Below are 26,289 nucleotides of genomic sequence, written 5' to 3'. Positions count from 1 at the left end.
CAGCGCAGAAATTACGTCTTTTAGGTTATCTATTCACTTCCTTGAGGCCTCGCTGCTCTGGAGCGCGGGGGGCTCTAAAATAGAGTCATCATGCTGCTTGAGGGAGTACACCTGCCTTTGACGACGCCGTTCTATCCGGACGGGCGTTTGAATCTTCGCAAGATGGAACATAATGTGGATCGCTACTCGCGGACGCCGGTGGGGGCGCTGGTGGCGCTGGCTGAGGTGGGCGAGGTGGCGATGCTGTCGGACGCCGAGTCGCGGGAGCTGCTTGGGGCTGCGATGGGCGCGGCCGCGGAGACGAAGGTGATGATTGCTGGGGTCTCGCGCGGTAGCGTTCGAGGGACGCTGGAGCTTGCTGAGATTGCCGCTGGGCTGCGCTACGATGCGGTGCTGGTGAAGCGTCCTGAGTTTTTGCGCGGCGGACAGGTTCGCGAGGCGCTGACTTATTTTCAGGCGGTGGCGGATCGCTCGCCGGTGCCCGTGGTGCTGTATTCGACGGCTGCGGCTCCGCTCTCGGTGGACGCGGTTGCCGAGCTTGCCTTGCATCCGCAGGTGATTGGGCTGGCGGATGAGGATGTTGCTCGCGTCGGCGATCTGCGAGCCCGGACGGCCGAGGTGCGGCGCGAGGTTACGGTGACGACGGTGTTTGCGGCGGCGACAGGCCGGATGCTGGCCGTGAAGGACACGGGCGGGGCGGCGACGTTTGTCTCGGCCGAGTCGCTGGGGGGCGGGGCGGGGGTAGCGACGGCTCCTCCGAAGCCGGCGGTGAAGACGCGGACGAAGACGGTCGGGTTCCAGATTGTGGCTGCCAGCTCGGCGCGGATGCTCGGAGGGCTGCGGGCCGGGGCGGTGGGCGCGATGCCGGGGTTTGCGGCGTGTGCTCCGCAGGCTTGTTACGAGGTCTTCGCCGCTTGGAAGGACGACGACCAGGCGCTCGCGGACGAGAAGCAGGCTCGGCTGGCTCCGGCGATTGCGCTGGTTGAGGAGGAGCTTGGGGTGCCCGGGTTGCGGTATGGCTGCGACCTGAACGGTTATTTTGGGGGGCGGCCGCGGCTTCCTCTGCTGCCTTTGAGCGGTGATGCCCGGGAGCAAGTGGATGCGGTGATGAAGGGGATCCGGAGTTAGGGTCCCCCGTATTAAGGGTGCAAAGTCTTCGAAAAAGGTACTTTAGGTTGGTACTTCCTGCCGGGGTGTTTTTCTTTTTCTTGGGCTGATTTTAAGCGTAGCCGGTTGAGGGTAATTAATCGGCAACCTGGATCATCTTTGGTTTGTTAGGGTTGGGGGATTTTGGGGCTTGACAGCGTTTTTTTGGCTTGCCGGCTGTGGAGGTCGCTTCGCGACGGCGATTGAGAGCGGGGCTTCAGCTGAAACCCCGCTCTACTTCAAAAAAGCAACGGCAACGACAGAGTGCGTCGTTGTCCTTGAGCATCCTGGAAAAAATGCGGGGGTTCTTCGCGCTTCGCTCAGAATGACGCGCGTGGAAGGGTATGGCTAGCAGGGAGCGTGTGGTGGCATGAAGGAAATGTGGGGGTTCCTCGACTCCGCGGCTGCGCCGCTTCGTCGGAATGACACTTCATTTGATGTGAAGAAGGAAAAGCGGGTACGGGAGGGGGTGGAGGATAGTGCGGAGGGGAAAAAGGTTGCGGATTTAGTGGCGGGGGGTGACTGGGACGCCCATTCCGCTTAGTTTGCTGCGGGCCTGCATGGCTTCGGGGGAGTTGGGGAAGCGCTGGATGAGGGCGCGCAGTTCGCGGACGCCGGCGTCGGTCTGTTTGAGGGCGATGAGGGCCTGGCCTTTGCGGAGGTGGGAGACGGGGACCTTGTTGTTGTCGGGGTACTGCTCGAGGACGCGGTCGTAGTCCTGGATGGCGTCCTGATACTTGCCGGCGCGGTAGGAGATCTCGGCCTGGTAGTAGTAGGAGTTTCCGGCGAGCGGGTGGTCGGGGTAGAACTTGACGACGTCGGAGAACTCAGAGGAGGCCAGCTGGTACTTGGCGCCCATGTAGTCGCCGAGAGCGGTCTTGTAGAGGTCGTCGACGGGCGGGGCGGCCGGGGTGGGCGGCCCGGAGTCGACTGGGGCCGACGACAGCGGGGTTCCAGCAGCAGGCTTGCCTTTGCGGCCCGGTGTGGTGGCGGGGGCTGGGGGGGGCGGCGGGGTGTTGGCGGGAGGAGCGGCGTTGTCAGCGGGAGCGGTACCGGCGGCGGGCATGCTCATGGACATCGACTGCTGCTGGTTCTGGATGTCCTGCATAAGCTTCTCGAGGCGAGCCATACGGGCCTTCATCTCGTCGAGCGAGTCGTTGAGGGACTGGATCTGGCCGGAGACCTGGTCGGTCTTGGCATTCTGCGCGTCCTGACGGGTGGAGAGCTGCTTCTGGAGAGCATCGATGTTGGAGGACATGCGGTTGACGGAGTCGGCGCTCTGCTGGATGAGATCCTTCATGACGCCCATGCGCTCGTCGTTGGACTGCTGGAGGCGGGCGACTGCGTCCTGAAGTTGCTGGACCTGTGTCTGGAGCTGCACCATCTCCTTGGAGACGGCGAAGGCCGGCGAGGCCGGGAGGATGAGGGCCACGGCGAGGACGGCGGCGGCGAGATTTCGTTTGCGGACGGTCATGACGGGTCTCTCGGTGATGCTGTGGGTTGGACGGTTGAGCCCTCGCGTCCGTTGGGATGCGAGGGCCGGGTTGGATCGTAGCTCAGATCGTGTTACGAAATCGGCCTTGACCAAAGAGCGTTGCAACTTCGATCAAAATGCAGATCCTTCGACTCCTGCTTCGCCTCCGCTCAGGATGACAATTCTAAGGAGGGAGCTGGGTGCCCGGGCTGAAGCCCGGGCCTACCTCAGAAGCAATGCAATGTACGCTGGTTAGCGGTCCATCGAAAACTGGGCACGGCGGTTCTGCTGCCAGCAGCTTTCGTTGGACTCGGTGCAGAACTGCTTCTCCTTGCCGTAGCTGATGACGCGGATGCGGGAGGCGTTGACGCCGGCGTTGACCAGAGCGGTCTTGGCGGCGTTGGCGCGGTTCTCGCCGAGGGCCAGGTTGTACTCGGCCGATCCGCGCTCGTCGCAGTAGCCACCGATCACGATCTTGATCGGGGAGTGCGCGTTGAGGTAGGTGGCAGCGGTCTGGGCCGAGGACTGGGCGTCGGGACGGAGGTCGTAGCTGTCGTAGTCGAAGAAGACGTCCTGAACGTTCTGGTGGAAGGCTGCCTCGGAGCCCATGTCGCCGCTGTCGGCGGGAGCCGTGGGAGCGGTGGGGACGCGGACGGTGACGCGGACGTTGGCCTCAGTGGTTCCACCGTCGCCTTTGGCGGTGAGATGGAAGTTGGTGGAACTGGAGGGAGAGACGGTCTGGGTTCCGTTGGCCGGGACCTCGCCGATGCCGTCGATGGTGACGACGGTCGCGTTCTGGGAGCGCCAGTTGAGGACGACGGACTGGCCGAGGTCGATGGCGGTGGGATCGGCCGTGAGGGTCGCGGTGGGCGCGGCGGCAGGCGTGGGGGGGAGGGAGGCCGGGCTCACCGGCTGTTCCTTCTTGTGGCAGCCGGTGACGGCGCCGAGGGCGGCTGCGAAGGCGACCATGGCGAGGGCTCTGCGAAGACTAGCGTGCGAAACGTTCATCGGAATCTCCTGCTCCTGCTCTTTTGTTATTGAGTGAATCCAAGGTTTAAACCTGCGAGAGCGAATCCATTATCTCGCACGGAAGGGCGACTACTTCCAACTCCAGTTTGGCATGTCGGCTCCGGGACCGGCGAGCGTGCGGCGTCCGGTTCCGTCGGCGAGCATGCTGACGATACGCATCGAAGAGGCGCGGCCGTCGGGCGAATTCGCGAAGACGACGTGGCGGCCGTCGGGAGACCACGAGGGGAAGTCGCAGCGGCCGATGTCGTGGGTGAGCTGAATCCAGCGCTTGGTGGCGACCTCCATGACGTAGATGTCCTGCCCGCCGGGGGCTCCGGGGCCGTACTTACGGTCCCAGGCGAAGGCGAGGAACTGACCGTTGGGCGACCAGGAGGGCGAGGTAGCGTAGCCTCCGTCAGTGAGGCGAGTGACGGCAGAGCCGTCGGCGTCCATGATGTAGAGCTGGGGCAGGCCGGTGCGTCCGCTGATCCAGGCGATCTGCGAGCCGGTCTTGGGATTGAAGACGGGCGAGACGTCGGGACCGCGGAAGCTGGTCACGCGGCGCGGGACTCCGCCGTTGGCGTCGGCGATGTAGATCTCGGGATCGCCGGAGCGCGAGGAGGAGTAGGCGATGTCGTGGCCGTTGGGCGACCAGGCGGGAGAGAGATTGGTTCCGCCGCCGGATGGGAAATTGACCATGCGGTTGAGCAGGATGGAGTACATGCGGATCTGGAAGCCGTCGCGGCCCATCGAGGAGAAGGCGACGCGCGAGTTGTCGGGTGCGATGCGCGGGGAGATGGAGAGGGTTCCGAGGTGCGTGATTTCGTGCTGGTTGGCGCCGTCGTAGTCCATGGCCCAGATCTCTTTGTTTCCGCCGGCGACCTTGACGTAGACGATCTTGGTCTCGGCGATGCCGGGGACGCCGCCGCCGAGGCGGAAGATGATCTCGTCGGCGAAGCGGTGGGCGATCTGGCGGGCCATGTCTTCGGTTGCGTCTTCGCTGTACTGCTTCGCGAGGACCTGCGGGTACTGCGCGTTCTTGGCGTCGAAGAGATAGCCGGAGACGGTGAGGCGTCCGCCGGAGGAGCCGAGCGCGCCGAAGGCGATCATGGCTGCGGAGGCGGGCGCGTTGGACCACTGCTGCAGGTTGATCTCAGCCGGCGCGCCGGGGGTGGTCTGCGGGAGCAGCGACTTCGAGACGACGTCGAAGACGCCGGCGTTGGCGAGGTCGTTGTAGAGCGTGGTGTCGAAGGTGCGCTTCAGCGGCGCGCTCTGCGGATCGACGGCAGAGACGGCCTTGAAGTCGGCGACGGCGAGACGGATGTTGGAGACGCCGGCGGAGGTCTCGGTCTTGAACCAGTCCTGCGCACGCGTCGCGGCAGAGAGGAGCAGGATTGCCGCGCAAAGGAAGAGTTTTGACAGGGATAGAGCGGGACGATGAGTCATTACTTTTATGGTAGACGCAAACAGCGTGTGAATGGCAGCTTATCCGTGAATCAAGGGATGTACTTGGGTAATTTATTTTAGCGGATTACGGCTGGGTGTAGTGGAAGGTGTACTCGACGGTGATGTGGTCTCCGGCGGGCAGTGGGCCGAAGGCGTCTACGCGCTGGACGGCGCGGAGGGCTGACTGGTCGAGCGATGGGGAGCCGCTGCGGGTTTCGATGCGTGCGTTAGAGGGGGCGCCGGAACGGTCGATGTCGAAGAGGACAGTGACGCTCTTGCCGACTGAGGCGCGAGGGTCGGCCTCCTGGGTGAACCAGTTCTGCGCGACGGTGCGGTTGACGATGTTGACGTAGTAAGCGAAGCGAGTGCCGAAGGTGCGATCCTGCACCATGGCGGAGGCGGTTCCGTTCTTGAGCTCGAGCGTGGCCTGCGGGATGCGGATGCCTGCGGTCTCGCCGGTGACTGCCTTGTTGGGCTGCGGGGGCGCAGGCTGGGGATGCTTTGGCGGCGCGGGTGTGGGCTCGGGCGCCTGTTTGATCGGCTTGACCTTCTTCTCGGGTAGCGGAATCTCGTCGGGCTTGGGCGCTTCGATGGTCTCCTGCTTGGTAGTGACGGGTGCGGGGCTGGGGGCCTCGGAGGTGAGGACGCCGGTGTCGAGCTCGCGCTGCTTGGGTGGGAGCGGAAGCGAGGAAACCATGGTGGCCTGGATGGCTCCGGCGGTGGCGGAGTTCTCTCCCCAGCTGTGGCCACGGTGGCTGTACCATGCGAGGCCGACCATCAGAGCGGCTACGGCGCCGTGGAGCGCGAGCGAGCCGAAGAAGTTGCCGCGCAGGTTGTCGCCTGTGGGGTGCTCGTCGTGAATCCAGCGGAGATCGGCCATGATGCTGTTTTATTTTTCGATGGGGCGGGTAACGATGCTGATGTTGGTGATGCCGGCCTGCTTGACAGCATCCATCACGGAGGCGAAGGCGCCGAAGGGCACGCGCTCGTCGGCGCGGAGATAGATGACGCGCTTTGCCGGGTCGCCCTTGCCGGTTGTGCGGAGACGCGCGGGGAGCTCGTTGACGTTGATCGGCTTGTCCTGCAGGAAGACGTTCTGCTCGCGGTCGATGGTGACGACCATGCGCTCCTCCGTGACCTGGTTGACGGTGCGGGTCTTCGGAATCGCGACGTCGATGCCGGACTGCAGCACGGGCGCGGTGAGCATGAAGATGAGCAGGAGCACGAGGACGACGTCGACGAGAGGGGTGATATTGATCTCGGCGAGCGCGGTCTGGGTGCGTCCTTTGGTGGAGAAGGCCATGGCTAGAAGGCCCTCCGGCGCGGCGGCTCCTCGACGGGCGCGTAGGTGGTGGTGGGAGGCTGCGGTGGAGGCGCGACCATGGCGGCGTTTTCGATGGCATTGAGCAACTCGCGGCCGAAGTCGTCCATGCGCGAGCCGAACTCACGCAGGCGCGCGGTGAGCTGGTTATAGCCGATGACGGCGGGGATGGCGACGACGAGGCCGGCGGCGGTGGTGATGAGGGCCTCGGAGATCCCGGGGGCGACGGCGCGCAGCGTGGCGGTGCCGGAGACGCCGAGTCCGTGGAAGGCGTCGATGATGCCCCAGACGGTTCCGAAGAGGCCGATGAAGGGCGCGATGGCGGCGATGGTGGCGAGCCAGGTCATGCGCGACTCCATCGCGGTGAGCGCTTCGGAGGAGGCGGTCTGCGCGGCGCGCTCGAGGGCGACGGGGTTGCGCGGGAGGCCGCGTCCGCCGTTCTGACGCTGGTACTCGTCGTGGATCTCGTTGAAGACGGCGACGAGCGGGCTGGGGCGGAACTGGTCGGCGACGGTGGCGACCTCGCTGAGGCGGCTGGACTTGCGGAAGGCGCGGACGAAGCGCTGGCCCTGTATCTGCGCGCGGCGGAAGCTGGACCACTTGGAGAGCATGATGGCCCAGGAGAAGATGCTGGCGAGCAGGAGGATGACGAGGACCGTGATGGCGACCGGGCCGCTGTTGTGGATCATCTCGGCGAAGGCCGAGCTGCCGTTCGTTGGCGGCGGGGGCGCTAATGCGGCTTCTTCCTGGAAGAAGTGGAGGGCGAGGGCGAGAGTCCAGACCATAGTTATTTGTCCACCAGAGGTTAGTGTAAATCGGGACGGCGCGCGGTTACAGCAGAAACGCATCTGCTGTGGTGCGGACCAATTACCTGCTCAGGATCTGTCCGGGGGCACTATGAGGTTGTCGATCAGCCGCGTGTCACCGATCCATGCAGCCAGCGCGATGAGCGCGCCCGAGCGAACGGAGTCGACGGGCAAGAGTGTCCGGGGGTTCACCACTTCGACGTAGTCCGTCCTGGCGCCGGGCGCCTTTTCGAGCTCTGCGACGGCGAAGGCGCGCAGGGCTGCGGAGTTCGTCTCGCCGCGATCGATCGCATCCTGAATAGAGCGCAGAGCCCGGGAGAGCGCGAGGGCCTGTGTGCGCTGATCGGGAGTGAGATATCGGTTGCGCGAGCTCAAGGCAAGTCCATCGCTCTCACGGAAGATGGGACAGACGGCGATGCGTACCGGGAGATTGAGCTCGCCCACCAGCGCCTGCAGCACCGCGACCTGAGCGGCATCCTTCTGGCCGAAGTACGCGACATCGGGTGCGACAATGTTGAGGAGCTTGGCGACGACGGTGGCGACTCCGCGAAAGTGCCCCGGGCGGGAGGCGCCGTCCAGACGCTCGCTCAGGCCGGCGACCTCGACGAAGGTTGTGGCTCCTTCGGGATACATCTCCTGAACCTCGGGTGCAAAGAGCAGGTCGACCCCGGCACTGTCGAGTTTTTTGCAGTCTTCGTCGAAGGTGCGTGGATAGCGGGCGAAGTCCTCTGTGGGGCCGAACTGCAGCGGGTTTACGAAGATGGACGCAGCCACGAGGCTGCACTCTGTTCTGCCCGCCTCGACCAGAGAGAGATGGCCCTGATGAATCGCCCCCATGGTTGGGATGAGAGCAAGGGTGGAGTCTTCTCCTGCCGCGCGGCGGGCCTGCTTACAGGCAGTGCGCATCTCCTGAACGGTTGTTATGACACGCATGCTGGCAGCTATACCTTTGAGAGTTCCCGACGGGCAGGAAGTTGTTGTTCGGTGTCGGCGTTCGCGGCCAGCTCCTCTTTGGGGAGGTGGTAGCTTTCGCGGTCGCTGGGAAAGGTTCGCGCCTGCACGTCGTCACGGTAGCGGGAGATGCCCTCGCGGAATAGCTGAGCTGCATCGCCGTAGCGGCGGACGAACTTTGCAGGCGGAGAGAAGGTGAGGTTGAAGAGATCGTGAAAGACGAGAATCTGACCGTCGCAGTCGGGTCCGGCTCCGATGCCGATGGTGGGAATGGAGAGTTCTTTTGTAATCTGCGCCGCGAGTTCTCTTGGCATCCCCTCGAGGACCAGTGCGACGGCGCCTGCTCCCTGAAGCGCGATGGCGTCGGAGATCAGTGTCTCCATCGCCGAGGCAGACCTGCCCTGGACCTTGTACCCGCCCATGCGATGAACCGATTGAGGCGTGAGGCCGATATGACCGACGACAGGAATCTCCGCGAGCGTGAGTTGCTCGACGAGCACGGCGCGATGGGAGCCACCCTCGATCTTGACCGCCGCCATTCCGGCTTCTTTGATGAAGCGCAGAGCATTCTCAGTTGCCGTGGCGATGGAGGAGTGATAACTGCCGTAGGGCATGTCGCCCACAAGAAAGGCGGATTGTGCCGCTCGACTGACGGCACGTGCGTGGTGCAGCATCTCCTCCATCGTCACGGGCAGCGTGTTCTGGTAGCCGAGGACAGCCATCCCAAGGGAGTCGCCGACGAGAATCACGTCGATTCCTGCTTCGTCCACCAGGCGGGCGGTGGGGAAGTCGTACGCGGTGAGCGCCGTAATCAGTTGGCCGGATTGCTTTTTGAGAAGGAGAGTGCCGGCGGTTGTCTTTGGTCGGAGAGAAGGTGTACCAGCGGATGGTTGCGTAAGACTCACGTTGTCCCCCAGTGCCGCTCCAGCGAGGCTGGATGAGGCCCGAAATTAGTCAGATTATAAATGGAATTGTTCTGCGTGGGTCGTATGCGAGTTTGCTATTCTCGCCGTACATCGTTCGTTGAGGCCCTGAAGAGATGCTGCTGGAATTACGCGCGGAAAACTATGCTGTGATCGACCGTGCGGTCGCGTCGTTTGGACCGGGGCTGAACCTGATGACGGGTGAGACGGGCGCTGGCAAGTCGATTCTGATTGATGCGCTGGAGATGCTGCTCGGGGGCAAGGCTTCGTCGGACGTGGTGCGGCATGGCGAGGAGAAGGCCGTGGTGTCGTGCGTCTTCGAGATGACTCCGGGGGCCGAGCGTGTGCTTGAGGCCAATGGGATCGACTGCGAGGTGGACGACGTTCTGCTGCGGCGCGAGATCGGGGCCAACGGCAAGGGACGCGTCTTTGTGAATAACCAGCCGGCGACGGTGGGGGTGCTGCGGCAGCTGGCGCCGGAGCTTGCGCTGGTGCACTCGCAGGGCGAGACGCTAGGGTCGTTCGACCAGGCGCAGCAGAGGATGCTGCTGGATCGTTTTGGCGAGATTGCGGCCGATGCGGTGGCTTCGACGTATGAGGAGTGGAAGGCGACGACGGCGAAGCTTGCGGAGCTTGAGGCTGATGAGCAGGATCGTCTGCGCATGGCGGATTTGTGGCGGTTTCAGGCGAAGGAGATCGAACAGGCTGGGCTGACGGCGGACGACGAGGATGTTCAGCTGGAGGCGGAGAAGCGTGTGCTTGCGAACTCCGAGCGGCTGTACACGGCGGCGATGAGCGCGCATGAGCTGCTGTATGAGAGCGAGGGCTCGACAGAGACGACGCTGGGGGCGGCGTTGAAGCACGTCGAGGAGCTGGCGCGTTTTGATGCGCGGTTTGTAGCCCCGGCGCAGCAGCTGGCGACGGCGAAGGCGACGATCGAAGATGTGGACGCCGAGGTGCGGGAGTTTGCCGAGAATGTGAATGCGTCGCCGGGGCGGCTGGAGGAGATCGAAGACCGGCTGGCCGCCCTGGACCGGCTGAAGCGCAAGTACGGGCAGACGCTGGCGGAGGTGATGGCATTTGGCGCGGAGGCGGCGCGAAAACTGGCCGAGGTGGAGAACCGCGACGCTCTGCTAGTGGAACTGAGGGCGAGGCAGGCGAAGGACGCGGAGGCGTATCACGCAGCGGCGGCGAGGCTTACTGCCGTCCGGCAGGAGGCGGCGAAGCGGCTGGAGAAGCTGGCTGTGGCGCAGATCAACGATCTTGCGATGAACACGCGGTTTGAGGTTCGCGTGGCGCCGGACGAGGCAGCGGCGAACTGGACGGCGCATGGGTGGGACACGGTGGAGTATCGGATTGCGACCAACGCGGGGGAGCCGCTGAAGCCGCTGGACGAGATCGCCTCAGGCGGCGAGATGTCGAGAGTGATGCTTGCCCTGAAGGTGACGGTGGAGGAGGGCGTTCAGGGAGGCGCCAGGAAGAAGAAGGCTCCTCTGCCGCGAACGCTCGTGTTCGACGAGATCGACATCGGCATCGGCGGCAGGGCGGCTGAGGCTGTGGGGAAGAAGCTGAAGACGCTCTCGCGCGGCCAGCAAGTGTTGTGTATCACGCATCTGCCGCAGATTGCGGCGTTTGCGGACCAGCATTTTGTGATCGAGAAGACCGAGAAGAAGGGCCGCACTCAGACGGAGATACGACGGATGGACGACGCCGGGCGGGCGCGGGAGATCGCGCGGATGCTGAGCGGGGAGAAGTTGACGGAGACGAGCCTGAAGCACGCCGAACATCTGCTGGCGACGAGCCGGTAGGGCCCGAGGAGGCAGTGAAGGGGCGCACATCCCGCGTCGTGCGAGCTGCATCCGAGTAAGGCTAAAAGGCCTTTTGGGAGGGGCCTTCGCGATGACGACATCGACTCCCCAGAAGTGCGCGAAGGAGGGCTGCAGTTGCATGGCGCAGCCCGGAAGCAAGTACTGTTCGACCCAGTGCGAGGACTCGAAAAAATTCATGACGCTGAAGTGCTTGTGCGGGCATCCGGAGTGCGCAGGATAGACGGCTCGGATGCGGCTGAAGCGTCGACGTGAGGCCTAGTCGCCACGGCAGTAAGTGCCTATATCAGAAGGCCTTTCGTGCGTCAAGGAAACACTATTATATGCGCACCAGCCAAGGTTCCCATTTTAGGGAATTTACCCACCGGACACGATATACTGGATAGGTGACTACTACGACCCTTGATCATGCTGCTGTAACAGAAAGCGGCCCTTCCACCTCAACCAAACGCGTCCTCCTTCTTAAGCCCCGCGGCTTCTGTGCCGGTGTGGTTCGGGCGATCGATATCGTCCGGATCGCGCTTGAGACCTTTGGCGCGCCGATCTACGTCCGCAAAGAGATTGTGCATAACAGCTATGTCGTCAACGACCTGGCGAAGAAGGGCGCGATCTTTGTGAACGAGCTGGACGAAGTTCCGGAGGGCGCGCGGGTGATCTACTCGGCGCACGGCGTCTCGCCGGCGGTGCGGCAGAGGGCGAAGGAGCGCGGGCTGAAGGTGATCGACGCGACCTGTCCGCTGGTGACAAAGGTTCACGTGGAGGCGATCAAGTTCGCCAAGCAAGGCTATTCGCTTGTGCTCGTTGGGCATCGCGATCACGAAGAGGTGGAGGGGACTCAGGGTGAGGCCCCGGAGGTGACCCAGGTCGTCTCGACGGTGGAAGAGGTTGAGGCGCTGGTGGTTCCGGACCCGGACAAGGTGGCGTACCTGACGCAGACGACGCTCTCGCTGGACGAGGCGAAGTACATGATCGATGCGCTGAAGAAGAAGTTCCCCAACATCGTGGGGCCGCACGCGCAGGACATCTGCTATGCGACGGAGAACCGCCAGACGGCGGTGAAGAACGTTGCCCATGGTGCGGATGTGGTGCTGGTGGTGGGGTCGCGCAACAGCTCGAACTCAAACCGTCTGGTGGAGGTCTCGCAGAATCTTGGGACGAGCTCCTTCCTGATCGACAAGGCTGAGGACATCCAGTCGGAGTGGCTGGACGGCGTGGATACCGTGGCAGTGACCGCCGGTGCTTCGGCGCCTGAGGTTCTGGTGCAGGACGTAGTTGGCTATCTGCAGACGAAGGGGTACGGCTCGGTCGATGAGGTCGAGGTGATGCCCGAAAATGTGCGTTTTGGCTTGCCACCTGAGATCGTGCAGGCGATTCAGTCTGCTCCTGCGGCTTCCCGGTAGCTTGGGAAGTCGCGAACAACGTAAGACCGAGAGAGTCAGCAGTAGATGAGCAAAATTTCAAGTAACCCGAAGACGCTGACCCAACCCGCGCAGCCGCGCTTCGGCCGGCTGGACCTGGGTCTGGACAAGGTGTCCGAGGGGATCCGGCGTGCCAAGGATTGGCTGCTGGGCCAGCAGCACGAAGACGGCTACTGGTGCGGTGAACTCGAAGCAGACGTGATGCTCGAGGCGGATTACATCTTCATGCATACGCTGTTGGGGACCGGCGAGCCGGGCAAGATGCAGCGGGCGCTGAACGAGATTCTGCGTCATCAGAACGAGGACGGCGGGTGGAGCCTCAATCCTGGCGGGCCATCGAACATCAACTACGGCGTGAAGTCCTACCTGGCGCTGAAGCTGATGGGCTGGTCGAAGGATCACCCGGTCCTGGTGAAGGCGCGCGAGTGGGTTCTGGCCAACGGCGGCGTGACGGAGTGCAACACCTTCACGAAGATCTACCTGTGCGCGCTGGGCCAGTACGACTACAACGCGGTGCCGGCGGTTCCGCCGGAGATCGTTCTGTTTCCCAACTGGTTCTACTTCAACATCTACGAGATCTCGTCGTGGTCGCGCGGCATTTTGGTTCCGCTGTCGATCATCTACGCCAAGAAGCCGTTCAAGAAGCTTTCGGCCGAGCAGGGCATCGAGGAGTTGTTCGTCGGTGGGCGTCAGAACGCGAACCTTCACCTTAGGTGGGACAGGAAGAGCCTGATCAGCTGGCGGAACTTCTTCCTCTTGACCGACCGGATGGTGCACTGGTTTGAGCGCGTGCACATTCGTCCGCTGCGCAAGATGGCGATCCGTCGGGCGAAGGAGTGGATGCTGGAGCGCTTCGAAAAGTCCGACGGCCTGGGCGCGATCTATCCGGCGATGCTGAACTCGATCGTTGCGCTGCGGTGCCTGGACTACTCGTTCGACGACCCGCAGATGATTCGCGCGATGGACGAGTTCGAGAAACTGGGCATCGACTGCCCGGAGGGAACGCCGGACTACCCGACGCCGACCTTCCGGATGCAGCCATGCTTCCCGCCGGTGTGGGACACCGCGCAGGCGATGTATGCGCTAGGCGAGGCCGGAGTGAGCCGCAACGACCCACGTCTGCTGAAGGCCGCGGACTGGATTATCTCGAAGGAGGTCCGGACCAAGGGCGACTGGGCCGAAAAGGTCAAGAATGTTGAGCCGGGCGGATGGTACTTCGAGTTCAACAATGAGTTTTACCCGGATGTAGATGATACGGGCCAGGTTCTGATGGCGCTGAACTGCGTGGAGAATCCGCGTGAGCGCTACCAGTACGAGGTCTGCCAACGCGCTATCCACTGGGTCTGGGCGATGCAGTGCAAGAACGGCGGCTGGGCCAGCTTCGATAAAGACAACACGAAGATGATCTTTCAGTACATCCCGTTCGCCGACCACAACGCGATGCTGGACCCACCGACGGTTGATATCACGGGCCGCATGCTCGAGATGCTTGCGCAGTATGGCTACACCCGCAAGGACCCGCGCGTGGAGAAGGCGGTGCAGTTCATCCTGAAGGAACAGGAACCGGACGGAAGTTGGTTCGGCCGCTGGGGCGTGAACTACCTGTACGGCACCTTCCTGGTGCTGCGCGGCCTTGAGGCCATGGGGATGTGGAACCACGAACCCGCCATTCAGCAGGCTGCCGAGTGGATCCGCATGGTGCAGAACACCGACGGCGGCTGGGGCGAGACCTGCGGGACCTACGACGACCCCAACCAGCGCGGCATCGGGCCGAGCACGCCGTCGCAGACCGCGTGGGCGGTTCTTGGGTTGCTGGCAGCCGGGGATACGCGGTCTGACTCGGTGGCCAAGGGCGTTCGCTGGCTGATCGAGCGGCAGCACAAGGATGGAAGCTGGGACGAGCTGGTTCCCGGACGCAACGGCGAAAGTTATTACACCGGAACAGGCTTCCCGCGCGTCTTTTATCTGGGGTATCACCTGTACAAGCAGTACTTCCCGCTGCTGGCTTTGACGACATACGAGCGCGCGATGATGCGCGAGGCAGCCGAAGAGGCTGTCGCTTAACAGACTTTTTTCTGGAGGAACCTCCGAATGGCGGTACCGGTTTCACAGGCCTGGACGGTCGCAACGTACGTATTGAAGCAGAAGCTCTCGGGGCGGAAGCGCTACCCGCTGGTGCTGATGCTCGAGCCGCTCTTTCGCTGCAACCTTGCCTGCGCGGGTTGCGGCAAGATTCAGTATCCGGCGCACATCCTGAAGTCCGAGCTCACCCCTGAGGAGTGCTTCAAGGCGGTAGAGGAGTGCGGGGCGCCGATGGTCTCGATCCCCGGCGGCGAGCCGCTGCTGCACCCGCACATGCCGGAGATCGTCGCCGGACTGGTAGCTCGCAAGAAGTACGTCTACATGTGCACGAACGCTCTGCTGCTCAAAGAGAAGCTGCACTTCTTCAAGCCTTCGAAGTATCTCTCGTTCTCGGTGCACGTTGACGGCGAGAAAGAGCATCACGACTTCTCGGTATGCCGCGAGGGCGGACACGACATTGCGATGGAAGGTATTCGCGCCGCGGTGGCTGCGGGCTTCCGCGTGACGACGAACACGACGTTGTTTGACGGAGCCGACCCGAATAGCGTGCGCCGGCACTTTGACCAGCTGATGGCGGCTGGCGTTGAGAGCATGATGGTGTCGCCGGGCTACACGTATGACAAGGCTCCGGACCAAAACCACTTTCTGGGCAAGGCGAAATCGCGCCGGCTCTTCCGCGCGATTCTTTCGAACCGCAAGAAGTCGTGGGAGTTCAACACGCACCCGCTGTTTGCGGAGTTTCTGATGGGCAAGCGAAACTTCGAGTGCACGCCGTGGGGCATGCCGACGTTCTCGATCTTCGGCTGGCAGAAACCCTGCTACCTCCTGCAGGACGGCTACGCCGACTCGTTCCAGGAGCTTATGGAGGCGACCAACTGGGACAACTACGGCGCAAAGAGCGGCAATCCGCAGTGTGCGAACTGCATGGTGCACTCGGGGCATGAGGCCTCGGCGGTGGACTACAACTTCGGCTCGCTGAAGGGCTTCATTGAGACGGCGAAGAGGTACATGTTGCCGTCGCTCTATCCGGACGCTGAAGCGGAGAAGCTGCTGAATGAGTGGAAGCCGGCGCATGCGATGCCGCTGGTGCAGATCCGGAGCGCGAGCAACGATCAACTGCAGCCGGTCTCGGGAGACTAACGACCATGGCAACGGAGCAGCAAGAACATCTGAAGATCCAGCAACTGCGGCAGCAGAACGCCGATGAGATCGAGACTATTGCGGGCCGCGAGAAGGAGAAACTCGAAGGCTGGATTCCGTCACTCGCGTCGGAGGCCGAGGTTCGCGAGGCGCTGGAGAAGGCGTTCGATTATCGCGGCGATGTGACGATCACTCTGAAGAACGGCGAGAAGGTCGAGGGCTACCTCTTCGACCGGCGCTCGGGGGCGTCGCTTGCGGACTCGTTTGTGCGGGTCATTCCGACAAACGCGAAGACCAAGGTGAACGTCAGCTACGCCGACATCGCCGCGCTGGCCTTCACGGGGCGCGATACCGCGGCCGGCAAGACCTTCGAGGCCTGGGTGAAGAAGTACTGGGAGAAGAAGGCGGCCGGCGAGAAGAACATCCAGATTGAGCCGGAGAAGCTGGAGTAGAACGCCGGACAAGCTGGGAAGCTGAGTTGGCAGCTGGTTAAGAATTTTCCTGCACAAAGGAACGATCGACAGTGCGCGTATTCATCACGGGAGCGACAGGCTTCGTGGGCGCCCATGTGGCTCGCAGGTACGCCGCTGAGGGCGCTTCGCTGCGTGTGCTCACTCGCAAGACGAGCCGCCTGGAAGCACTGGCCGGGCTGAATGCGGAGACGGTGGTCGGCGATCTGCGCGAGCCTTCGTCGCTACGCTCAGCGCTTGAAGGATGCGATGCGCTTGTTCATGTGGCCGCCGATTACAGGCTGTGGGTGCGCGAGCCGCGTGAGATGTATGCGGCCAACGTCGACGGCACGCGCGAGTTGTTGGGGATGGCGCGTGAGGCGGGTGTGCAGCGGGTGGTGTACACGTCGAGCGTCGCGACGATGGGGTTCAGGTCAGATGGGACGATCGTGAACGAGGACACGCCGGTCGGGTTGGGCGACATGATCGGGCACTACAAGCGATCGAAGTTTCTCGGCGAGCAGGAGGCGATCAAGGCGGCGCAGGCGGGGCAGCACGTGATGATCCTCAATCCCACGACGCCGATCGGGCCGGGCGATGCGAAGCCTACGCCGACGGGGAGGATCATCGTCGACTTCCTCAATCGCAAATTTCCGGCGTACGTCGATACAGGGTTGAATCTCGTCGATGTCGATGAAGTAGCGCGGATGCATGTGGTGGCGCTGGAGCGTGGGACGCCGGGAGAGCGCTACATCCTGGGCGGAGAGAATCTGACGCTGAAGCAGATCCTCGATCGGATGTCGACGATTACGGGGCTGCCCTCGCCGACAATGAAGGTGCCACACTCCGTTGCGATGGGGTTCGCGTTCTTCGACGAGACCATCACGGGAAGGCTGCGCGGCAAGGAGCCGCGCGCGACAGTCGAGGCGGTGCGGATGGGAAAGAAGATGATGTTTGCCTCGTCCGCCAGGGCGGAGCTCGAGCTTGGCTTCAGGGTGCTGCCGATCTACAACTCGTTGCGGGCGGCGATCGACTGGTTCGTCGAGCACGGATACGCACCTGCGTACGGCGGGCCGAAGGCATGAGGATCGGCATCATCGCTGCACTGCCCGGAGAGCTGAAGCCGCTGGTGCGCGGATGGCAGCGGCAGCGTTCCGGCGTGAAGGGAATCTCGGTGTGGACAACTATTTGCGGCGAAGACGAACTGATTGCAGTCGCCGGTGGCATGGGTGTTGCAGCGGCGACGCGCAGTGTTGCGGCTGCGGAGTTTCTGGGTGCGCTGGATCTGCTGGTTTCCGTCGGCTGGGTGGGGGCGCTCGATGCAATCGTGAAGCCAGGGCAGTGCTACATTCCGTCCGAGATCATCGATGCGCAGACGGGCGAGCGGTTCCTGCTTGCGGATGGAGCGCGCAGGCTCCGTTTAGTAACAACGGTGCAGGTTGCGGGCGCGCAGGAGAAGCAGCGGCTGCGTGAGACCTACGGCGCGGCGATGGTCGATATGGAGGCCGCTGCGGTGGCGCGGCTGGCGCAGATGCGCGGCGTTCCGGTGATCTGCTTCAAGGCGGTCTCGGATACGCAGGACGCGACGTTGCCTGATCTGAACCCATTCATCGATGGGCAGGGACAGATGCAGTTGCTGCCATTTCTTGCGCATGTTGCTGTGCGGCCGCAGTTGTGGGGATCACTGCTGGCGCTGGGAAGTAACAGTTCTGCGGGGGCGAAGGCGATCGCGGAGAGCGTGAACAGATTCCTGGTGGATAAAGACGCGGCGGGCGCCAACAGAACGGGAGCGGTTTGATGATGGAAGTGCCGAAGACGATGCGTGCGGCGGTGTATCGCGGCGTGAATGATGTGCGCGTGGAGACGATTCCCGTGCCGGAGATCGGGCCGGGAGAGGTGCTGGTGAAGATCCACACCTGCGGGATCTGCGGGACGGACTTGAAGAAGATTCATACAGGGTCGCACTCGGCACCGCGTGTCTTCGGGCATGAGATGGCCGGCACGATCGCCGCGGTGGGCGGGGGCGTTACCGACTTTGCGATTGGCGACCGCGTGATGGCGTATCACCACATTCCCTGCGGCGAGTGCTACTACTGCCGCAAGCAGACCTTCGCGCAGTGCGAGACCTACAAGAAGGTCGGTTGTACAGCGGCGTTTATGCCCTCGGGCGGCGGCTTCGCTGAGTACATCCGCGTGATGGATTGGATCGTGCGCAAGGGGCTGGTGAAGATTCCCGACGGCGTCCCGTTCGAGCAGGCCGCGTTTATCGAGCCGGTGAACACGTGCTACAAGGCCGTCGAGATGCTCGCGCTTGAGCCTGACGAGACCGTGCTGGTGATTGGGCAGGGTCCGATTGGGATTTTGCTGGCCGCGCTGGCGAAGCGAACTGGCGCAACCGTGCTGACGAGCGATCTGTACGGGGAGAGACACGCGGTAGCGGCGAAGTTCGGGCTCGATCGTCCGCTGGACGCGCGCGGTGATGTGGTGGCCGCCGCGAAGGCAGCGACGGACGGGCGCGGAACTGATGTCGCGCTGGTTGCGGTGGGCGGGAATGCGCTGATTACGCTGGCGATGAATGCCATCCGGCCCGGCGGGCGCGTGATGCTATTTGCGGCGACGCAGCACGGCGAGGCGCCCTTCGATCCGGCGGCCGTGTGCATGGATGAGAAGACACTGATGGGGTCGTACAGCTCGTCGGTCGCGATCAACGACGAGGTGGCGCAGTTGGTATTGAACGGCTACGGCATGGGCTTTGACCTGACGCAGCTGATCTCGCACCGCTTCTCGATTGAAGATGCGGTTGCAGCGATCGATCTGGCGTCGAATCCGCAGCCGGACTCAATGAAGATTGTGATTCAGCCGGAGTTGTAGGTACTACTCGCGGCTGCGCTTCTTGATTTCGACGTTGAGGCGCTTGATCTTCTGATTGAGTGTGGAGAGCGGGATTCGGAAGTACTCGGCGGCCTCGGTCTGGTTCCAGTGGCAGCGCTCCAGGCGGTCGGCGATGATGCGGCGCTCGATCTCCTCCATCAGGTCGAAGAGCGAGGCATCGGGCTGATGCTCGAGCATCGTGACCGAGTAGGTGCTGCCGGTGAGCTGCGCAGGAAGAAGCTCCGGATGAATGACCCTGCCGGTCGAGAGCACGACGCCGCGCTCCATGGCATTCTCAAGCTCGCGCACATTGCCCGGCCACTCGTAGTCCATCAGGATGCGCATGGCCTCAGGTGAGAGCGTGCGCTCCTCCATGCCGTTCTCATTGGCGTAGAGCTTGAGGAAGTGCGCGGCGAGCAGCGGGATGTCCTCGCGGCGTGAGCGCAGCGGAGGAAGCTCAAGCGTGATGACGTTGAGCCGGTAGTAGAGGTCCTCGCGGAAGCGGCCCGCGCGCACGGCCTCGTGCAGGTTGACGTTGGTGGCGGCGATGATGCGGACGTCGACCTGAATCTCCTGCGTGCCGCCGAGGTGCATGAAGCGGCGGTCCTGCAGGACGCGCAGGATCTTGGCCTGCATGTCCATGGTCATGGTTCCGATCTCGTCGAGGAAGAGCGTGCCGCCGTTGGCCACCTCGAAGAGGCCCTTCTTGGCGGTGACGGCAGAGGTGAAGGCGCCCTTGACGTGGCCGAAGAGCGTGGATTCAAGCAGGTCCGAGGGCACCGCTCCGGTGTTGACCGGCACGAAGGGTCGCTCGCGGCGCGGCGAGTTCGCGTGGATGGCCTTGGCGATCAGTTCCTTGCCGGTGCCGCTCTCGCCTTGAATCAAAACTGTGGAGCGGCTGGGTGCGACCTGCGCGACGAGGTCGAAGAGCTTGAGCATCGGCTCGCTCTTGCCGACGATGTTCTCGAAGTTGTAGCGCTGCTTGAGCGTACGCTTAAGCTGGACAACTTCTTCTTCGGCGCGGTGGCGCGCGATGGCGGCGCGAATGTCGGCGAGCAGCTTCTCGTTGTCCCACGGCTTCTGGACGAAGTTCTCGGCGCCGGCGCGGATGGCATCGACGACGTTGCCCATCGTGCCGAAGGCCGTGATCATGATGACGGGCAGGCTGGGATGCGCTTCGACGATGCGTGGTAGCAGGTCGAGCCCGCTCTCTCCGGGCAGCGCGAGGTCGAGCAGGAGCAGGTCGTACTCGTTGCGGGAGAGCAGGTCCATTCCCGCCGCGCCGTCCGCGGCCATGCTGACCGAGAAGCCCTCGAGCGTCAGCATGGTGTCCAGCGACTCCCGGATGGCGGATTCGTCGTCGATGATGAGGATGCGGGGACTGCCGGCGATGTGTTGGCCGCCGCGATGCCGGCTCTCTGTTGCGACCTCAGCAGGCGCGGATGTTGTTACGTCAGGCATGAATCGTCTTCCTATCGGTTTCCAGTGTCTCGGCAGGACGCGTCGGCGTGGTCAGCGGCCGCGGGCCGGAGACAGGGAACTCAAGCTGGAAGGCAGTTCCGACGCCGACTTCGCTCTCGACGTGAATCTTGCCGGCGTGCTCCTGCATGATGCCGTAGCTAACGGCGAGGCCGAGGCCGGTGCCCTTGTGCCCACCTTCCTGCGGTTTGGTCTTGGTGGTGAAGAATGGATCGTAGATGCGGTGCAGGTGCTCGCGCTCGATGCCGGAGCCGGTGTCCTGGATGCGCACCAGCACGCGTCCCGCGCCGCGGAAGGTGGCGACGCGAAGCGTTGCGTTTGTTGTCCCGAACATCGCGTCCTTGGCATTGAGCAAGAGGTTCAGGATGACCTGCTGGAGCTTGCCGCGATTGCCGTGGATGAAGGGAAGCTGCTCATCAAAATTCGTCTCCACGCGAATCTTTGCGGTCTTGAACTGATGCTCGAGAAGAGTGAGCGTGTCGTGCAGCAACTCGTTCAGGTCGACGTTGGCGAACTCGCTGCCGCTGGTGCGGGAGAAGTTCAGCAGGCCGTTGACGATCTCCGACGCGCGGAAGGTCTGCTGGGTGATCTTCTCGAGCACCGGAGCAAGCCGCTCGTCGTCGCGCATGTGTTTGGACAGCATCTGGGCATAGCTGGAGATGACGGCCAGTGGCGTGTTGACCTCGTGGGCCACGCCGGCGGCCAGCAGACCGATGGAAGATAGCTTCTCGGACTGCGTGAGCTGCGCCTCCATCTGGATGCGGTCGGTGATGTCGTCGACCAGGATGATGCGTCCGATGGCGATGAAGTTCTTGGTGACGAGAGGAGCGATGGCGATGTTGGCGACGCGGGTCTCGCCGGAGGGAAGCCCGAGGCGGAACTTGTAGAGCGTGTGCGTACCCTGCTCGTCGCGGATGGCGTTGAAGCGGTTGACGAACTCGGCAGGGAAGAGCGCGGAGAGCGGCTGGCGGAGGGCCTCAGCGCGGGACTTCGCGAACATGACCTCCATCTGCGCGTTCCAGCTCTCGACGCGGTCGTCGAGATCGACGGCGAAGATGCCGATGTTGATCGACTCGACGATGTTTTCGTTGAACTCCTTGAGCCGCTCGAAGTCAGTGATCTTCTGCTCGAGGCGGCGGTAGAGCTGCGCATTCTGGATCGCAATACCGATGTATCCGGCGAGCGACTCAAGCACTTCCATGTCTTCGCTCGAGAGGAAGTCGCCGTCTTTGGTGCGGCCCAGTCCGATGACCGCGACGGTGCGCGTACCGGAGCCCTCGCGGTTGGCTACGCGGCAGGGCAGGTAGTAGTTCAGGTCGAGCCGGGCGGCGCTCAGACGCTGAGACTCGGGTAGGCGGAGAACCTGCTGGGGATTCTCGAGGAAGAGATGGCTGTTCGCGCCGGGGTGGTCGAAGTCGAGGAAGCGGACATCGAGAGTCTTGAGCTCCGCAGGAAGCAGGTTGGAGAGGCCGTGCGAGGCGGCGAGTTCAAATCTCGGATTGGGCAGCGGGCTCTCGCTCTCAGCCGCGAGGAAGACGGCGACACGCGTGACCAGGAGAGCCTTGGGGAGCTGATCGACGATGGAGTCGAGAAGGGTGCGGAGGTCAGTCTGGGAGTTCAGTCCGCGGCCGAACTCCACTAGGGTCTCGCGGTAGTCGAAGCGCTTGCGGTCAAAGACGCGGTCGACGCGGGCCTGTATGGCGCGCTTGAGAGGATCGAAGAGCAGCCCGGTGATGATGATGGCCAGCAGAAGACCCCAGCTGCGCAGGCTGGGCAGCCGCGCGTGCACCATCTCGGCGGTGACGGCGACGACGGCGAAGTAGAGGCCGACGAGTGACGCCGTCGCCAGCGTGTAGGTGACGCCCCGCTTGAAGATCAGGTCGACGTCCATCAGGCGGTAGCGGACGATAGCCCAGCTGAAGGTCAGCGGAAGGAAGACCAGCGAGAGCCCAGCGAGCTTGGTCAGCAAGCTGGGAACCGCGATGTCAGCCAGGTAGGGAATCGCGTAGAGCACGGTAAACGGCGCGATCGCGAGGAGCGTCCCGCGGGTGAGCCACTTCAGCTGTTGGCGCTCCAGCGCAGACTCCGCGCGGCGGTAGCGGATGCGGAAGACGACCGCAGCGATGACGTAATAGAGCGCCAGGTAGGCCACCGAGATCTGATCGAGCTTATGGCGCAGAATCTCGGTCGCCGACCAGTAACGGATGGCCCAGTACTGCAGACCGACGAGGAAGATTCCAGGAAGGTATAGCGCGGCGCAGAGGATCTGTCGGCGAAGCCTGCCGGAGAGCCTCGGGGAGTAGTCGTCGGAGAAGTTGACCGCAAAGTGGAGGAACAGCGCCGGCTGCAACGCGGCGGCGGCCATATTGCCCCAGTAGATGATCCAGTCGAAGGTGTCGAGCTCGGTGGTGTACTTGAACGAGTACAGCACGAACGAAACCAGGCAGAAGACGTAGAAGTGCGTGGACTTCGGCGCCGTCCAGCGGCGGAAGAGCACGTAGATTCCGATACAAAGGTAGACCACCGCGATGAACCGCAGGCCCTGGTTGATCGAGCGGTCGGTCGGCTCGAGGATCACCTGTATGTCGAGCTTTGCCGCGTCCTTCAGGCCATTGGCGTTCGGGGCGGAGCGCAGAATCGAATAGTTTGCGCGTGCCCAGATCCCGCTGTGGAACATCTCGCGGACCAGCGGCGCCATGCGGGTGACGGGCCTGTCATTGATGCCGACCAGGACGTCGCCGGTACGGATTCCGGCCCGGTCGCCGGGGGAGCCGGAGGGGACGTGCCGCGCGGCCAGACCACCCGTGGTCTCAACCCAGGAGATACCGTCCGTCGGGACCTCAAAGCCGTTCTCGCGCTCCAGGTTCATCAGCGCCAGGACGCAGGCCGCCAGCGTCGCGATGGCGAGGGCGACGGCCAGCATTCGCGTTTGGGAGGCGTTCTTCATCTTTTCCGTCAGGGTTAGCGGAGCACATCGCATGCCAAACCACCGAGATAGGTACATTCAGGGTTTGCACTCATTAAGGTTACAACGACCTATGAAAAATCATAGGCGGTTCCATAATTCAAATGCGTGGAGCGCTTGCATTTACCGAAATTTACTGGTTACACGTGCACCTTCCAGCTTCCTCCTAATACAGGTCGGTTTGCAACATAAATTGAGCAGCGCTGAATTAATCTTCCTGTAACATACTCCTTTGGAGGGTTGGGGAGAGATGCGGATGCGTACTGAAAGACTGACCGAGCTCGAAGAGGCGTTTGTCACGGTCAGGGGAGTCAGGCTGCACTACCAGCGCGCCGGGAACGGCCGGCCGCTGCTTCTGCTGCATGGACTGGTGGGTTCGGCACAGAACTGGCGGCAGAACATCAGCTTTCTGGCACGCCACGCGAACGTCTATGCGGTCGACCTTCTGAACATGGGCGAGTCGGAGCGGGTTCTCGGGGCCGATGCGAGCCTTGAGGCCACGGCAGACCGTCTGGTCGCCTGCATGGACGCGCTTGGATTGCAGGAGGCTGACGTCGCCGGGCACTCCCATGGAGGCGCTATCGCCATGATGCTCGCGGCACGGCATCCTCAGCGCGTGAGGCGCCTGATTCTGTTTGCCCCCGCGAATCCTTACTGCGACCTGGGACGCCAGCTGATCAGTTTCTACCAGACGCCGGTCGGCATCTGGATGGCGCGGCAGATTCCGTGGCTGCCCCGTATGCTCAAGAAGACTGCGCTGAGCCGGATGTACGGAGATCCGCGTCGCGTGGCAGACGATGCCCTGGATGGCTACACCGCCGGACTACGCGTTCCCGGCACGATCGATCACGTGTTGAACATCGTGCGCGGATGGTACTTGGATATGGGCCAGCTGCGCGAGGTACTGGTCAATCTGGCCGAGAAGCCGACACTGCTGATCTGGGGAGACCGCGACCGCACCGTCGGATTGAGCTCGGCCAAGCAGTTGCAGCAGACTCTGCGTCGTTCGCGGCTCGTCGTCCTGCCGGGCGTCGGCCATATCCCCTTCGAAGAGATGCCGGAGACCTGCAATCTCGCGATGCGCGACTGGCTCTCGAGCCCGCTGCCTTCGCGCACATCGGCCCGAGTCCATGAGGCGCTAGCTTTCACTCAACCGGAACGTGTCTTCCAGCCACTGCCGCATGGCGGCCTGCATACGGTCGAGCTTCGCCCCCGGTGACGACGGCGTTCCCTGGAAGAAGTGCTCGGCGCCTTCGATCCAGACGATGCGCTTCGGGTCGCCTACTTGCTCAAGCATCGGCTCGACGAACTCGCGAGGGCCGAACTGGTCTTCGGTTCCGATGATGAAGAGCTTGGGCTGGGTGCAGTGCTCCAGGAACTCGTAGGTGTAGCTGCGGCCTTCGGCGCGGTAGGGAACTCCCAGTCCGATGATGCCTGGGACTCGCGGGTCGCCGCAGCCGGCGCGCATTCCGACGAACGAGCCGAAGGAGAAGCCCACCAGAAGAATCGGAAGCTGCAGCGTTCGGTCCATCCAGTCGAGCGCGGCCCGCGCGTCGTCGAGTTCGCCACGGCCGTGATCGAACTGGCCGTCGCTCAAGCCCACGCCGCGAAAGTTGAAGCGAAGCACCGGCAGTCCGAAGCCCGAGAAGACCTTCATGGCGTGGTAGACCACCTTGTTGTGCATGGTCCCACCGCCCAGCGGATGCGGATGGCAGACCAGTGCGGCAAAGCGCGCATCGGGGCGGCCGCCGTTGAGCACGGCCTCAAGTTTGCCCGCCGGGCCGCGAAGATCGTCGATCGACCGGATGACCGGTCCTGCAGGAGAGCTGGTCGTGTGCGTCATCATCTACAAGTCTATCTGCGGCGCGCGTCCAGCATTCAGGACGGGGTAACGTCTATCGTATGCTGGAGCCATGCCCGTCGATCCGATTCAGCTCACCCGGAAGCTCGTTGATATCGAGTCCACGACCTATCACGAGGGTCCGGCTGGAGCCTTTCTGCACGAGTATCTCGAAGACCAGCGCTACCGCGTGGAGTGCATGGGGGTATTGCAGCCGGACCGCAGCTGTACTCCGGGTGCGGGGGATGGCGAGCGCTTCAATGTGTATGCCGCCATGCCGGGCGTGACGCCCGATGTTGTGCTCTCCACTCACATGGACACGGTCCCGCCGTACTTCGGCAGCAGCGAGGACGACGAGTTTATCTACGGGCGCGGATCGTGCGATGCGAAGGGCATCATCGCCGCGCAGGTCGCTGCGGCCGACCGTCTGCGCGAAGCAGGCGTGAAGGTCGGGCTGCTCTTCGTCGTCGGCGAGGAGCGTGACTCCGCCGGCGCCGCCGTGGCGAATCTTAACCCCAGGGGATCGAAGTTCCTGATCAACGGCGAGCCCACCGACAACCGGCTCGCGCTGGCCTCCAAGGGCGCGCTGCGCTGCGAGCTGCGCGCGAAGGGAAGGATGGCGCACTCCGCCTATCCGGAGCTGGGCGAGTCGGCCATCGACAAGCTCGTCGGCGCGCTGCATGACATCCTCGCCATGCCGCTTCCGGTCGAGCCGGAGATCGGCCCTTCGACCCTGAACATCGGCTTGATCGAAGGGGGCCGCGCGCCGAACGTCATCGCCGACAAGGCCGAGGCACACATCCTGATCCGCCTCGTTGGCCCGGCCGACGAGACCAAGCAGAACATCCTCAGGATCGTCGGCGATCGCGCCGACGTGGAGTTCTCGCTGGAGCTGCCATTCGTCCGCATGCGCAAGGTCGGCAACCTGCCCACGATGGTCGCCAAGTTCACCACCGACATCCCCTCATTGACTGCATGGGGCGAGCCGTTCCTTCTGGGCCCCGGCTCCATCCACGTCGCGCACACGCCCGACGAGAAGATCGCGAAAAAAGAGCTGTTAGAGGCGGTCGATCTGTACTACGACCTGGCGACGAGCCTGGTGAGCTGAGCGGAACCCGGTGAGATGCGTCCAGATTAGGGACGT

General features: G+C 63.3%; 22 protein-coding genes. 11 read left to right on the top strand and 11 right to left on the bottom strand.

The window, feature by feature from the left end; genetic code table 11:
• The first annotated feature begins 90 nt into the window (after nucleotides 1-90).
• Nucleotides 91-1,128 (top strand): dihydrodipicolinate synthase family protein, encoded by a 1,038-nt coding sequence (locus Q363_RS08185; protein WP_035349270.1) that lies wholly within the window; start codon nucleotides 91-93, stop codon nucleotides 1,126-1,128.
• Between the two features lie 523 nt (nucleotides 1,129-1,651).
• Here Q363_RS08185 and Q363_RS08180 read toward each other — a convergent pair.
• The 8 genes from Q363_RS08180 to panB form a co-directional block, all read right to left on the bottom strand.
• On the bottom strand, nucleotides 1,652-2,620 hold the full coding sequence (locus Q363_RS08180; RefSeq protein ID WP_035349268.1) for a tetratricopeptide repeat protein: 969 nt from the start codon (nucleotides 2,618-2,620) through the stop codon (nucleotides 1,652-1,654).
• A 252-nt stretch (nucleotides 2,621-2,872) separates the two neighbouring features.
• Entirely contained in the window at nucleotides 2,873-3,628 is a 756-nt protein-coding gene (gene pal / locus Q363_RS08175; RefSeq protein ID WP_035349267.1) for a peptidoglycan-associated lipoprotein Pal, read from the bottom strand.
• 90 nt (nucleotides 3,629-3,718) lie between these two features.
• Nucleotides 3,719-5,074, bottom strand: coding sequence for a Tol-Pal system beta propeller repeat protein TolB (gene tolB / locus Q363_RS08170; RefSeq protein WP_035349265.1), 1,356 nt, complete (start codon nucleotides 5,072-5,074; stop codon nucleotides 3,719-3,721).
• An 85-nt stretch (nucleotides 5,075-5,159) separates the two neighbouring features.
• On the bottom strand, nucleotides 5,160-5,954 hold the full coding sequence (locus tag Q363_RS08165; RefSeq protein ID WP_051978544.1) for a TonB family protein: 795 nt from the start codon (nucleotides 5,952-5,954) through the stop codon (nucleotides 5,160-5,162).
• A gap of 9 nt (nucleotides 5,955-5,963) precedes the next feature.
• On the bottom strand, nucleotides 5,964-6,377 hold the full coding sequence (locus tag Q363_RS08160) for an ExbD/TolR family protein (protein WP_035349264.1): 414 nt from the start codon (nucleotides 6,375-6,377) through the stop codon (nucleotides 5,964-5,966).
• Between the two features lie 2 nt (nucleotides 6,378-6,379).
• A complete protein-coding gene (locus Q363_RS08155; RefSeq protein WP_035349262.1) occupies nucleotides 6,380-7,180 on the bottom strand; it encodes a MotA/TolQ/ExbB proton channel family protein in 801 nt (266 codons plus the stop codon).
• A 90-nt stretch (nucleotides 7,181-7,270) separates the two neighbouring features.
• A complete protein-coding gene (panC, locus tag Q363_RS08150) occupies nucleotides 7,271-8,134 on the bottom strand; it encodes a pantoate--beta-alanine ligase (protein ID WP_035349261.1) in 864 nt (287 codons plus the stop codon).
• 8 nt (nucleotides 8,135-8,142) lie between these two features.
• Entirely contained in the window at nucleotides 8,143-9,057 is a 915-nt protein-coding gene (panB, locus tag Q363_RS08145; RefSeq protein ID WP_035349259.1) for a 3-methyl-2-oxobutanoate hydroxymethyltransferase, read from the bottom strand.
• Nucleotides 9,058-9,191: 134 nt separating this feature from the next.
• Between panB and recN the strand changes: the two genes are divergently transcribed.
• From recN to Q363_RS08105, 8 genes are all read left to right on the top strand, one after another.
• Nucleotides 9,192-10,883, top strand: coding sequence for a DNA repair protein RecN (gene recN, locus Q363_RS08140; protein WP_035349258.1), 1,692 nt, complete (start codon nucleotides 9,192-9,194; stop codon nucleotides 10,881-10,883).
• 404 nt (nucleotides 10,884-11,287) lie between these two features.
• Complete coding sequence (locus Q363_RS08135; RefSeq protein WP_035349257.1) at nucleotides 11,288-12,301, top strand: 4-hydroxy-3-methylbut-2-enyl diphosphate reductase; 1,014 nt, start codon at nucleotides 11,288-11,290, stop codon at nucleotides 12,299-12,301.
• A gap of 45 nt (nucleotides 12,302-12,346) precedes the next feature.
• Nucleotides 12,347-14,383: a squalene--hopene cyclase gene (gene shc / locus Q363_RS08130; protein ID WP_035349256.1), complete on the top strand. Its 2,037-nt coding sequence runs from the start codon at nucleotides 12,347-12,349 to the stop codon at nucleotides 14,381-14,383.
• 27 nt (nucleotides 14,384-14,410) lie between these two features.
• Nucleotides 14,411-15,541, top strand: coding sequence for an adenosyl-hopene transferase HpnH (gene hpnH, locus Q363_RS08125; RefSeq protein ID WP_035349255.1), 1,131 nt, complete (start codon nucleotides 14,411-14,413; stop codon nucleotides 15,539-15,541).
• Nucleotides 15,542-15,546: 5 nt separating this feature from the next.
• Nucleotides 15,547-15,993 (top strand): hypothetical protein, encoded by a 447-nt coding sequence (locus tag Q363_RS08120; RefSeq protein ID WP_035349253.1) that lies wholly within the window; start codon nucleotides 15,547-15,549, stop codon nucleotides 15,991-15,993.
• Nucleotides 15,994-16,064: 71 nt separating this feature from the next.
• Nucleotides 16,065-17,075, top strand: a complete 1,011-nt coding sequence (gene hpnA, locus Q363_RS08115) for a hopanoid-associated sugar epimerase (RefSeq protein ID WP_035349251.1) — start codon at nucleotides 16,065-16,067, stop codon at nucleotides 17,073-17,075.
• A complete protein-coding gene (locus Q363_RS35875; protein ID WP_051978543.1) occupies nucleotides 17,072-17,788 on the top strand; it encodes a phosphorylase family protein in 717 nt (238 codons plus the stop codon). The genes hpnA and Q363_RS35875 overlap by 4 nt, the downstream gene beginning before the upstream one ends.
• Nucleotides 17,788-18,861 (top strand): zinc-dependent dehydrogenase, encoded by a 1,074-nt coding sequence (locus Q363_RS08105; protein ID WP_035349249.1) that lies wholly within the window; start codon nucleotides 17,788-17,790, stop codon nucleotides 18,859-18,861. The genes Q363_RS35875 and Q363_RS08105 overlap by 1 nt, the downstream gene beginning before the upstream one ends.
• Before the next feature lie 3 nt (nucleotides 18,862-18,864).
• On the opposite strand, the gene Q363_RS08100 is transcribed toward Q363_RS08105, so the two are convergent.
• Complete coding sequence (locus tag Q363_RS08100) at nucleotides 18,865-20,322, bottom strand: sigma-54-dependent transcriptional regulator (protein WP_035349247.1); 1,458 nt, start codon at nucleotides 20,320-20,322, stop codon at nucleotides 18,865-18,867.
• Nucleotides 20,315-23,287, bottom strand: a complete 2,973-nt coding sequence (locus Q363_RS08095; protein WP_035349245.1) for an ATP-binding protein — start codon at nucleotides 23,285-23,287, stop codon at nucleotides 20,315-20,317. The genes Q363_RS08100 and Q363_RS08095 overlap by 8 nt, the downstream gene beginning before the upstream one ends.
• A 274-nt stretch (nucleotides 23,288-23,561) precedes the next feature.
• Here Q363_RS08095 and Q363_RS08090 point away from each other — a divergent pair, with 274 nt between their 5' ends.
• Complete coding sequence (locus Q363_RS08090; protein ID WP_051978559.1) at nucleotides 23,562-24,524, top strand: alpha/beta fold hydrolase; 963 nt, start codon at nucleotides 23,562-23,564, stop codon at nucleotides 24,522-24,524.
• Here the strand turns inward: Q363_RS08090 and Q363_RS08085 are convergent.
• On the bottom strand, nucleotides 24,444-25,151 hold the full coding sequence (locus tag Q363_RS08085) for an alpha/beta hydrolase (protein WP_157466625.1): 708 nt from the start codon (nucleotides 25,149-25,151) through the stop codon (nucleotides 24,444-24,446). The genes Q363_RS08090 and Q363_RS08085 overlap by 81 nt on opposite strands.
• A gap of 67 nt (nucleotides 25,152-25,218) precedes the next feature.
• Between Q363_RS08085 and Q363_RS08080 the strand changes: the two genes are divergently transcribed.
• Nucleotides 25,219-26,253, top strand: a complete 1,035-nt coding sequence (locus tag Q363_RS08080) for a M20/M25/M40 family metallo-hydrolase (RefSeq protein ID WP_035349244.1) — start codon at nucleotides 25,219-25,221, stop codon at nucleotides 26,251-26,253.
• Nucleotides 26,254-26,289 lie beyond the last annotated feature (36 nt).

Origin of the sequence: Edaphobacter aggregans DSM 19364, assembly GCF_000745965.1 — a bacterium.
GTDB lineage: Bacteria > Acidobacteriota > Terriglobia > Terriglobales > Acidobacteriaceae > Edaphobacter > Edaphobacter aggregans.
The sequence above is the reverse complement of the archived record's forward strand: the minus strand, read 5'-3'. Positions and strand labels throughout refer to the sequence as shown.

Excerpts from the sequence above, each read along its gene's own strand:
- Q363_RS08185 (WP_035349270.1), top strand. The coding sequence starts at position 91 with ATGCTGCTTGAGGGAGTACACCTGCCTTTGACGACGCCGTTCTATCCG.
- Q363_RS08180 (WP_035349268.1), bottom strand. The coding sequence starts at position 2,620 with ATGACCGTCCGCAAACGAAATCTCGCCGCCGCCGTCCTCGCCGTGGCC.
- pal (WP_035349267.1), bottom strand. The coding sequence starts at position 3,628 with ATGAACGTTTCGCACGCTAGTCTTCGCAGAGCCCTCGCCATGGTCGCC.
- tolB (WP_035349265.1), bottom strand. The coding sequence starts at position 5,074 with ATGACTCATCGTCCCGCTCTATCCCTGTCAAAACTCTTCCTTTGCGCG.
- Q363_RS08165 (WP_051978544.1), bottom strand. The coding sequence starts at position 5,954 with ATGGCCGATCTCCGCTGGATTCACGACGAGCACCCCACAGGCGACAAC.
- Q363_RS08160 (WP_035349264.1), bottom strand. The coding sequence starts at position 6,377 with ATGGCCTTCTCCACCAAAGGACGCACCCAGACCGCGCTCGCCGAGATC.
- Q363_RS08155 (WP_035349262.1), bottom strand. The coding sequence starts at position 7,180 with ATGGTCTGGACTCTCGCCCTCGCCCTCCACTTCTTCCAGGAAGAAGCC.
- panC (WP_035349261.1), bottom strand. The coding sequence starts at position 8,134 with ATGCGTGTCATAACAACCGTTCAGGAGATGCGCACTGCCTGTAAGCAG.
- recN (WP_035349258.1), top strand. The coding sequence starts at position 9,192 with ATGCTGCTGGAATTACGCGCGGAAAACTATGCTGTGATCGACCGTGCG.
- shc (WP_035349256.1), top strand. The coding sequence starts at position 12,347 with ATGAGCAAAATTTCAAGTAACCCGAAGACGCTGACCCAACCCGCGCAG.
- hpnH (WP_035349255.1), top strand. The coding sequence starts at position 14,411 with ATGGCGGTACCGGTTTCACAGGCCTGGACGGTCGCAACGTACGTATTG.
- Q363_RS08120 (WP_035349253.1), top strand. The coding sequence starts at position 15,547 with ATGGCAACGGAGCAGCAAGAACATCTGAAGATCCAGCAACTGCGGCAG.
- Q363_RS35875 (WP_051978543.1), top strand. The coding sequence starts at position 17,072 with ATGAGGATCGGCATCATCGCTGCACTGCCCGGAGAGCTGAAGCCGCTG.
- Q363_RS08105 (WP_035349249.1), top strand. The coding sequence starts at position 17,788 with ATGATGGAAGTGCCGAAGACGATGCGTGCGGCGGTGTATCGCGGCGTG.
- Q363_RS08100 (WP_035349247.1), bottom strand. The coding sequence starts at position 20,322 with ATGCCTGACGTAACAACATCCGCGCCTGCTGAGGTCGCAACAGAGAGC.
- Q363_RS08095 (WP_035349245.1), bottom strand. The coding sequence starts at position 23,287 with ATGAAGAACGCCTCCCAAACGCGAATGCTGGCCGTCGCCCTCGCCATC.
- Q363_RS08090 (WP_051978559.1), top strand. The coding sequence starts at position 23,562 with ATGCGTACTGAAAGACTGACCGAGCTCGAAGAGGCGTTTGTCACGGTC.
- Q363_RS08085 (WP_157466625.1), bottom strand. The coding sequence starts at position 25,151 with ATGATGACGCACACGACCAGCTCTCCTGCAGGACCGGTCATCCGGTCG.
- Q363_RS08080 (WP_035349244.1), top strand. The coding sequence starts at position 25,219 with ATGCCCGTCGATCCGATTCAGCTCACCCGGAAGCTCGTTGATATCGAG.